Raw genomic sequence first — 10,709 nt, forward strand, 5'->3', positions numbered from 1 at the left:
GAAAGTGAAATGATTAATTGGTAGTTAATCAAATATCATCTTATGTTTAATAAATCAATCTATATTAAAAGGAGACAAGTTCTCAAATCTAAATTTAACAGCGGGATTCTACTTTTCATGGGTAACAACGAAAGCCCGATGAATTACAGAGATAATACTTATCACTTTAGACAGGATAGTACTTTCCTGTATTATTTTGGAATCAATGTGCCAGCGCTTTCGGCGATCATAGATATTGATGAAAACAGGGAAATCATTTTTGGTGCAGAAATGACTTTAGATGAACTAGTGTGGATGGGAAGGCAAGAGTCATTAAAGAGCAAGTGTGAAAAATGCGGAATAGATGAAGTCCAGATACCTGGTGCACTTAAAAGTTATGTTGAGCAGGCTGAACATAGGGGTAGAAGTGTTCATTTCTTACCTCCTTATCGTGCAGATAATGAGATCAAGCTGGCTGCCCTGTTAAAGATTGATATTGAGGAATTGAATACAGCTTCTTCGGTTGAATTTGTGAAAGCTGTTGTTTCACAAAGGTCTGTGAAGTCGGAGGAAGAACTCATTGAGATAGATAAGGCAGCATCAATATCTGCAGATATACACCTGAATGTGATGCAGGCCACCAGACCTGGAATGTACGAAAGAGAAGTTGCAGCAGCCATCCATCAGGCAGCCCTGGCCTCCGGAGGTAACCTGGCTTACCCGATTATATTAACGGTAAATGGAGAGATCCTGCACAACCATTATCAGGGCAACCGATTAAAGGAGGGACAACTCGTACTTAACGATTCGGGCGTGGAAACGGCAGGTGGTTATGCAAGTGATCTTACCCGTACTTTCCCCGTTTCCAAACGATTTACCATTGAACAAAAAGATATCTATGAAATTGTACTGCAGGCTTATCAGGACGCTTCGAGCATGCTCTCGTCAGGAACAAGGTATCTCGATATCCATTTTCAGGCTTGTAAGAGCTTAACTCTCGGTCTGAAAGCATTGGGATTAATGAAAGGGAATGTCGAAGATGCAGTAGCCGCTGGAGCACACACTTTATTCTTTCAATGTGGTACCGGGCATATGATGGGACTTGATGTTCACGATATGGAAGATCTTGGTGAACAATATGTGGGTTATTCGGATAAGTTGAAAAAAAATACCATTCAGTTCGGCCTAAAGTCCTTGCGGATGGGCAAGGAGCTACATCCAGGTTATGTGGTCACAGTTGAGCCGGGGATTTATTTTAATAAAGAATTAATTGACCGCTATAGCGCTTCAGGTTTGTTCTCAGATTTTATAAACTACCCAGCTGTAGAAAAGTTCCGGAATTTTGGAGGTGTCAGGATTGAAGATGATTTTGTGATCGAGGAGGGAGGAGCCCGCATGCTGGGTAAACATCTGGCAAATACTGTTTCAGAAATTGAAGACATCAGGGATTCCGCCTTTTAATTAAGAAGCTACCAAAAACACTTATTTAAATCCAAGGCCACAAACGGGGTAAAAATGGATTGATACCTGATAAAATACGAAAACTATCCTCATTTATTTGCTTCTAACTTTAACCGAGTTAAATATATCAGTCAATTAACTAAACTAGGTTTAAGTATGAAAGCAAAAAATGAGTGTTACAAACACCGTAGTAATGGATTATGGTTTCTTTTGCTCTTCCTTCTTCCCTGTCAATTGTATGCCCAAAATGCAATTACAATAAAAGGAACAGTTTATGATTCTGCAGACGGAACTACGCTGGTTGGTGTTTCTGTCAATGAAAAAGGTACAACAAATGCGTCAAGTACAGACAATAAAGGTAGTTTTATCCTTAAGGTTTCTAATGCCAATGCGCGGCTTGTATTTAGTTATCTCGGGTATAAACTTCAGGAGGTTTCACTCAATGGGCAAAACACAGTCAATGTAAAGCTGGAGCCGGAAAGCAGAGGGCTAAATGAAGTTGTGGTAGTGGGTTATGGTACCCAAAAAAGAGGAGAGGTAACCAGTTCCATCGCCACGGTAAAATCCGAGGATTTCACAAAAGGAGCAGTAAGAGATGCCGCACAGCTCGTTCAGGGTAAAGTTGCCGGGCTCAGGATTACAACGCCTTCTGGCGATCCCACTGCCAGCACACAAATCAATCTGAGGGGGTTGAATTCCATCAATGGATCTTCTGAACCTTTAGTCCTGGTAGATGGAATTCCGGGAAGTTTAAATACAGTTTCTCCCGAAGATATTGAATCAATAGATGTCTTAAAAGATGGTTCAGCTGCAGCGATATATGGAACACGTGCAACTGGCGGTGTAATCCTGATCACTACGCGGAAAAATCGAGGTAAATCAAAGGCAACAATTGAATATACAAATTATGTAAACGTTCAAAAAATTGCAAGAAGGCCCGAACTGATGACCGCTGATGATTACAGGCGATTAATTGCCGAGGGTAAGAATTATACAGATTTTGGAAGTAATACCGATTGGCTGGATGAGATTTTACAAAATCCGGTAAGTCAGAACCATAACATAAGTTTTTTTGGTGGTACCGGAACTACAAACTTAACCGGGTCAGTAAACTATCGAAACTGGGAGGGCATATTTTTGCGTACCGGTCAGGAACGACTTACCATTCGGGCCGATTTAAATCATGCCATGTTTGATGATAAGTTAAAAACCAATATTCAGGTGATCAACCGAACAACATCCTCCACTCAGGGAGGAGCCGATGGATATGCTTACAGACAGGCGATGATACGTAATCCTACAGACAGAATTTTAACTGAGGACGGAAAATGGCAGGAAAGAGCAGTTTATTTTTACGATAACCCCCTTTCCAGAATTAATGAGGCAACAAACGACAATACTTTTCGGGAGATGCGGGTTAGCGGAAGTCTTGACTATCGCCCGATAAAGGATCTAAGCCTAAAAATACTAGCTTCTAATGTACAAAACAATAATTTGAATGGTAATAGTACTACTTTCGATCACGTAAATACAACCAAAAGTCAGTTGAACGGAACTGCATCACGGTCTACTTATTCTAATAAAGAAAACCTGATTGAGTTAACGGCTAATTATGTAAAGAGCATCAATAACCACAATTTTACATTGCTTGGTGGCTATAGCTGGCAAGATGCAACTTTTGAAAACTTCAGTGCTTATAATTTTGATTTTCCTACAGATGCATATACCTGGAATCAATTGGAAGCTGGTTCCGCATTAAAAAGAGGACTGGCGGAAATGACCAGTTTCAAAAGTAAATGGCAGCTTGCCGGTTTTTTTGGACGTCTTACTTATAACTGGGATGAAAAATATCTTTTTATGGCAAGTGTAAGAAGAGAGGGATCGTCAAAATTTGGTGTGAACAATCAATGGGGAACTTTCCCGGCTGCCTCTATTGGCTGGAGAGTAAACAAAGAGAATTTCATGCGGGATATTGCAGTAGTATCAGACTTGAAGTTAAGGGCAGGCTATGGTGTTACAGGAACAATTGCGAATGAACCCTATATGTCTCAGAGCAGTTATGATTTTACTTATAACGAAGGTGCATTTATTAATGGTAAATGGGTTCAGGGATTTGTTCCAACAAGAAACTTTAATCCGGATTTGCGATGGGAGAAAAAGAAAGAATATAATGTTGGTGTCGACTTTGGTTTATTTGAAAGCAGGATTACCGGATCCCTCGACTATTATACACGGAATGTAGAAGACCTGCTTTATAATTTCCCCGTGCCTGTTCCTCCATATTTAGCCGGTAACATGTTCCTTAATGCGGGAGCAATGAAAAATTCAGGATTTGAAGCACTTTTAAATATTAAAGCAGTAGACAGCAAATTGCTGAAATGGAACACCAACATTACCTATTCGACTAATAAAAACAAATTGGTTGATTTGTCTAATAAACAGTTTGACGTAACTACTGAATTTTTTGATGCAGGTTACACTGGCGAGCCTATTCAGTCATCAACCCATCGTGTAAAAGTTGGTGGCCCCATTGGCCAATTCTTTGTACTTAAAAGTGTAGGGGTAGATGACAATGGGAAATGGTTGGTAGAGAACAAGGATGGACAAGTTATACCCATTGCAGAATCGACTGCCGAGGACCGTCAGTATTATGGGAACGGAATTCCTAAATACCTGATGGGCTGGAATAACTCTTTTCAGATTAAGAACTTTGATCTGCAGGTAAACATTAGGGGAGCCTTTGGTCACGATGTACTGAATATGCAAAGAATGTATTATGAAAACCCTGTTAACAAGGCCTATAACGTATTAAAAACCGCATATGATCCGGTATATGGTAAACAACTCAATACAGACCTGGTTTATGTTAGCCATTACATTGAAAAAGGCGATTACATTAAAATTGACAACATCACACTTGGTTATACCTTACCTAAAGATTTTATCAAAAAGATAAGTAACCTCAGGATCTATGTTTCCGGACTTAATCTATTTACCATCACAAAGTATAAAGGTCTTGATCCCGAAGGGGTAAGCTATTCAGGTGATTTCACTTTTGCACCTGGAATTGAACACCGGGATACTTATCCTACTACACGGACTTTTACTGCCGGACTTAATGTTTCATTTTAAGTTATAAATATCATGAAAAAGAAAATTTTCCAATATATAATAATCGCAACGCTAGTTTCTGGCGTTATCATTTCCTGTACTAAATTGGATGAGGAAGTGTATTCCGAAGTCCTTCCATCTAAATTCAATCCCTCAGAGAAAGATCTCCCATCTATTCTGGCGCCTACCTACGCTTCTTTAAGAACGGTTATGTGCGGATGGCAGGGATATTTTGATTTGCAGGAAGAAGCTGCCGACTGTATCATTACACCAGTTCGCCCTAATGGTTGGGACGATGCCGGAACATACCGCCGGATGCATCAGCATACCTGGACTACCCAGGAATATCAGCCCTTTAATACCTGGCAAAATGCCTATTCGAGTATCACAAAATGCAACATGATACTCTCACAGATTGAAGAAGGTACCCTCAAGTTAGAAGCGATTAAAGAAAGCGCGGTTGCAGAACTTAGGGCTGTACGGGCACTTGCCTATTATCTCTTAATGGACAATCATGGTAATGTTCCCATAGTTACAAGCTTTAAGGACGTTTCTTTGCCTAAACAAAATACAAGGGCCGAAGTGTATGCATTTGTGTTAAAAGAATTAAATGAAGTATTGCCTGTGCTTAGTGAAGATGCTGCCACTACTTATGGAAGAATGAATAAATGGGGAGCAAAGGCGCTTCTTGCTAAAATATACCTCAATTCGGAAATCTATGTGGGAACACCTGAATACGAAAAATGTATTAAGGAAGCTGATGATGTGATAAACAGCAATAAGTACCAGTTAGATAATAATTATAGCGATGTATTTACTTACACTAACCAGAACTCAAAAGAGATCATATTTGCCATTCCATATGATGAAATTTATGGAGTAGGAAATCAGATTCATTTAAAAACCCTTGATCCACTAAGTCAGAGTGTATACCAGATGACCGCCCAGCCATGGGGTGGGAATTGTGCAGTACCACAATTTATCGATACTTATGATGTTGATGACAGTCGTATGAAAGATTCCTGGATACAGGGCCCACAGATAAACCCCACCTCTGGTCAGGTGATGATCAATTACGTGAAATTTGTTCCTGGTATGGGTGGAACTGACGGAATTGTTGCAGCCAGTAACCAGGGCTTTCGAATAGGTAAGTATGTAATTAAACCTAAAGCCACGGGAGCTATGGATAACGATTTTCCGTTTTTAAGATATGGAGATGTTTTGATGATGAAGGCAGAAGCACTGTTAAGGACGGGCAAACCAAATGAGGCTGCTTTAATTGTAACTGAGATCAGGAAGCGTGCTTTCAAAGATAATCCGGGAAAAGCAACAGTCACCGGCGCAGATCTTTTAAAAGGTAGCAACTATCAGTATGGATTACAGGCACCTGACGGAAAAGTATCTGTGGTGAATGGAGGCGCAGATATTGTTTATGGTCGATTTTTAGATGAACTAGGTTGGGAGTTTGCAGCAGAAGCTCATCGCAGGCAGGATCTGATCCGTTTCGGCGTATTCCAAACCAAGCGGTGGTTCAACCATTCTCCGCACCCACAGGCACAAACACGTACATTATTTCCAATACCGCAAGACGAGTTGGCAAAAAATCCCAATTTGAAGCAGAATCCTGGTTATTAGGCTGTATTCATAAGGTGAATAATAGAAAAGATTTGTGCTTTTTAATAAGCGTTACTTTGACGTATATTAGCAATGTGTCACCATATCTTAACCAATTTAACATGCTTGTAATCAGCTAAGTGTTAACATTTGTATATTAACACTCAACAACTAATCAACCAACTTAATCCACCACTTAAACAACCGACCATGAAAGTACTCCCATTTACTTTACTTGTACCGAATGACAAGAGTGTGATATCTGAACAAATTGAATTACCTCATTTCTATCAATATCTTCACAGGCATGACGAGTGGCAGATAACTTGGGTTGAGCGTGGTGAAGGTACATTGATAGCAGGTAATAACATGCATGCATTTCGTCCCGGAGATCTCTTTTTAATAGGAGCTAATCTTCCCCATTTATTTAAAAGTAACCCCGAATATTTTATGGGTGAAGAAAGTAAAAGTATCAAGGCATGTTCTATTTATTTCAATCCTTCAGGAGTATTAGCTGGTTTATTTAATCTACCTGAATTAAAAGCAGCGAGTTCTTTTTTGAGGAATAATAAGCATGGGTTTAAAATCCCTGAGAAATACAAGAAACAGTTTGCATCAAAGATGCTTGAAGTTCATCAGGCATCTGGAACCGATGTACTATTTAATTTTTTGAATCTGTTTGAATTACTCCTGGATATTGGGGGAAGTGCCGAGGAGCTTTGTTCGGACTTTTATTCTTCTAATCTTTCAGAGCGTGAGGGAATGAGGTTGAGTAATATTATCAATTTTATTATGCGTAATTATAACAATCAGATTGATCTTGAAGATGTGGCAAATGCTGCTTATATGACCCCACAGGCATTTTGCAGGTACTTTAAAAAACATACCGGACATACTTTCATTTCTTTTTTAAACGAAGTGAGGATAAATGATGCGTGTAAAAGCCTCGTATCAGGCGAAAAACCGGATTGTATCTCGGGAGTCGCCTATAAAGCTGGATTTAATAGCATTACAAACTTTAATCGTGTTTTCAAGAGCATTATAGGTCAGTCGCCGCGTGCATACATAGATGCCTATAATAATGTAAGTAGAGTAGGTCTTATCGCAGTATAATAAGGCAAATATGACTATGTTTATGAAAAAACATTTATACAGACTCTTAATTATGTGTTTATTGCCATCGCTCCTTTTTGCGCAGAAGGGACTTATCCCGAAGTCGAGCATGTTTATTATTCGCCTGAGCAAAGGGAGCGATTGCTTGCAGTCCATAAGGAATACCTTAAAGGACTGGAACATCTGGATTTTGATTCTTTTAGTATTTATGGTAAGGTTGATTATCTGTTGCTAAAAAAGGAGATCGGTAAAGAAATTGGTCAATTGGAGAATGCGGAAATTAACGATCAGGCTATTCTCAAATATATTCCCTTTGCTCAGGATATCTATGCATTAGAAAAGGAAAGACGAAGGGGGAAGGCAATGGATTGGCAGGCTGTGGCCACAAAGCTTAAGGCAATACTGAAAGTAGTGGAGGCTTCAAATGCATCCTTATCAAAAGAGACAACATTGAATAAGAAATTATCAGGAACTGCAAATGAAGCAATTTCTGGTTTGAAAACGAGACTAAGAGGTTTTTACGAATTTTATAAAGGATATGATCCATTATTCGATTGGTGGGTGCCTAAACCTTATGATGCATTAACCGTGGCTTTAACTAATTATGCATCATTATTTTCTGGGAAACCCATTAAGGAGTCCCTTCAAAAGGACAGTGACTACGGAATAAAAGGAACCCCAATTGGGCAAACAGAACTTATCAGGCAATTAAGTGCAGAAATGATCCCCTATACGCCAGAAGAACTCGTTAAAATTGCAGAAAAAGAGTTTGCATTTTGTGATCAGGAGTTATTAAAAGCCTCGGCGGATATGGGTTTTGGAAAAGATTGGAAAAAAGCCCAGGAGAAAGTCAAAGAAAGCTTTGTTGCTCCCGGTAAACAGCCTGAACTAATTGTGCAACTACAGAAAGAAGCGCTTGATTTCATAAGAGAACATAATTTAATTAAAATTCCTGCCCTTGCAGAGGAAACATGGGGGATGGTCATGATGTCGGCTGAAAGACAGCTGGTCAATCCGTTTTTTACAGGAGGAAGAGAAATTAGTGTATCGTATCCAACAAATACAATGAATGAAGGCGATAAGTTGATGAGTATGCGTGGTAACAATCCATATTTTTCAAGAGGTACCGTACAACATGAATTACTCCCAGGTCATCATTTGCAGTATTATATGAATAGCCGCTACAAGAATTACAGGGAACTTTTTACTACGCCCTTTGGAATTGAGGGATGGACCCTTTATTGGGAACTTCTTTTGTATGACAAAGGTTTTGCTAAAAGCCCCGAAGAGCGTATCGGTATGCTGTTCTGGAGGATGCATCGCTGCGCAAGGATTATATTTTCGCTAAATTATCACTTAGGTAAATGGACTCCGGGGCAGTGTGTCGACTTTCTTGTTAATCGGGTGGGTCATGAGCCTGCCAATGCAGAGGGAGAAGTCAGGAGGTCATTTGAAGGTGGCTATAGTCCTTTATATCAGGTCGCCTATATGATTGGCGGGCTACAATTGATGGCTTTAAAAAACGAACTCGTAGAAAGCGGAAAAATGAGTTATAATGAATTTCATGAACGGGTGATGAAAGAGAACCTGATTCCGATGGAAATGGTGAGGGCAACATTAACCGGTCAGCCATTAAAAAGGGATTTTACTAAATCTTCACTCAGGTTAATTGATGCCACGATGCTGGTTGCCGGCAGTATGATCGGATCAGGAATATTTATTGTAAGTGCAGATATTACCAGGAATGTAGGGAGCTCGGGTTGGTTAATGGTGGTATGGCTGATAACTGGGTTTATGACACTAACTGCAGCTTTAAGTTATGGCGAATTAAGCGCTATGTATCCGAAAGCTGGTGGACAATATGTGTATTTAAAAGAGGCATACAATCCATTAATAAGTTTCTTATATGGCTGGAGTTTTTTTACGGTTATTCAAACCGCTACTATTGCTGCAGTTGGTGTGGCTTTTGCAAAGTTCACAGCTTATTTATTACCTCAGCTTAGTGAAGATCATATAGCTATTGATCTTGGGTTTTTACATGTTTCGCCGGCACAGCTGCTCGCAATAGTTGTTATCATTATTTTAACTTACGTAAACAGCCGGGGTGTTAATGCAGGCAAGTCCATACAAACAGTTTTTACGATGGCCAAACTATTGAGCCTTTTCGGTTTGATTGTATTCGGTTTGTTTTTTCTGCAAAAAGATATCTGGCAGAGTAACTGGAAAGATGCCTGGGAGTTGAAACCACTGGCCGGATCGTCGGCCGTAGGCTCTTATACTACAATGGCTGCTTTTGGTGCGATTGCCGCTGCTATGGTGGGCTCTATTTTTAGTAGCGACTCCTGGCATAATGTCACCTTTGTTGCGGGTGAGATCAGGAATCCAAAAAGAAATGTTGGGTTGAGCCTTGCACTTGGTACGGTCATGGTCACCATATTATATATTTTGACCAATATCATGTATACCGGTGTACTTTCGCTCAGCGACATGGCACATGCAGATAAAGACAGGGTTGCTGTCTCTGCCTCGCAGGTTATATTCGGATCATCGGGCACTGTTATTATTGCGCTAATGATCATGGTGTCTACCTTTGGATGTAATAATGGATTGATTATGGCAGGCGCCAGGGTTTATTATTCTATGGCTAAAGACGGCCTTTTTTTTAAGAAAGTGGGTGCCTTAAACAGAAATGCTGTACCTGCCTTTGGTCTTTGGATCCAGTGTTTGGTGGCTTCATTATGGTGCCTTAGCGGCAGATATGGTGATCTGCTTGATATGATCTCCTTTGTTGTGGTGATGTTTTACATGCTTACAATTGGAGGTATTTTTATTCTCAGAAAAAAGCGCCCTGATATTGAACGTCCATACAAGGCTTTTGGCTATCCGATTTTGCCACTTATTTATATCATTATGGGGTTAGCTTTTTGCGTCCTGCTGATCCTATATAAACCCCGTTTCACCTGGCCAGGATTGATCATCACCTTGATCGGTATCCCGGTTTACTTTGTGATTGGAAAATTTAAAAATAATAAACATGAAAATTAGTAGTATCTATCTTTTTTTAATAGTTATTGCCTTCAGTTCCAAAGCTCAACAAAATCAATTACAACCCTTTAGTCCATCAGGTGCTGAGATGGAACGAGCCTATTCTCAGGCTGGACAGCTGGATAGTGCGTTGAGAAAGGTAGCCGTAAATAATGAAATAATTCCATTTTGGAACGCAGACGGACACTCGTTTTGGTACAAAAGAAACTTAGCGGATCGCAACTGGGAGTTTATTTATGCTGATATAACAGAAAGTGTACATAAACCGGCTTTTGATCATACCAGAGTTGCCACGATAGCAAATAAGTTCTTTGATAAAGTGCAGGAAGCTACAAAACTAAAATTTGATAGGCTTATTTTTGGCAATTCGGGAACCCTGTTAACAC

6 protein-coding genes and 1 pseudogene are annotated in these 10,709 nt (G+C 39.9%); all 7 read left to right on the forward strand.

Annotated features, from left to right (window positions below; genetic code table 11):
• Positions 1 to 42 precede the first annotated feature (42 nt).
• The gene (locus AC1DDX_RS19160; RefSeq protein ID WP_288879126.1) at positions 43 to 1,440 is read left to right on the forward strand and encodes an aminopeptidase P family protein; all 1,398 of its coding nucleotides are present in this window, start codon (positions 43 to 45) and stop codon (positions 1,438 to 1,440) included.
• 156 nt (positions 1,441 to 1,596) lie between these two features.
• A complete protein-coding gene (locus AC1DDX_RS19165; RefSeq protein WP_288879127.1) occupies positions 1,597 to 4,572 on the forward strand; it encodes a SusC/RagA family TonB-linked outer membrane protein in 2,976 nt (991 codons plus the stop codon).
• Positions 4,573 to 4,584: 12 nt separating this feature from the next.
• Complete coding sequence (locus tag AC1DDX_RS19170; RefSeq protein ID WP_337716771.1) at positions 4,585 to 6,186, forward strand: RagB/SusD family nutrient uptake outer membrane protein; 1,602 nt, start codon at positions 4,585 to 4,587, stop codon at positions 6,184 to 6,186.
• Positions 6,187 to 6,375: 189 nt separating this feature from the next.
• Positions 6,376 to 7,278, forward strand: a complete 903-nt coding sequence (locus tag AC1DDX_RS19175) for an AraC family transcriptional regulator (protein WP_288879129.1) — start codon at positions 6,376 to 6,378, stop codon at positions 7,276 to 7,278.
• 54 nt (positions 7,279 to 7,332) lie between these two features.
• Positions 7,333 to 8,880: pseudogene (locus AC1DDX_RS19180) on the forward strand (DUF885 family protein); the annotation flags it as partial.
• Positions 8,881 to 10,323 carry an APC family permease gene (locus AC1DDX_RS19185; protein ID WP_477622427.1) on the forward strand — a complete coding sequence of 481 codons (1,443 nt, stop codon included), beginning with the start codon at positions 8,881 to 8,883 and terminating at the stop codon, positions 10,321 to 10,323.
• On the forward strand, positions 10,313 to 10,709 hold a 397-nt coding region (locus AC1DDX_RS19190; RefSeq protein WP_477622426.1), incomplete at its 3' end, for a hypothetical protein. The genes AC1DDX_RS19185 and AC1DDX_RS19190, both read left to right, overlap by 11 nt.

This window comes from Pedobacter sp. 10L46_2 (assembly GCF_056395165.1).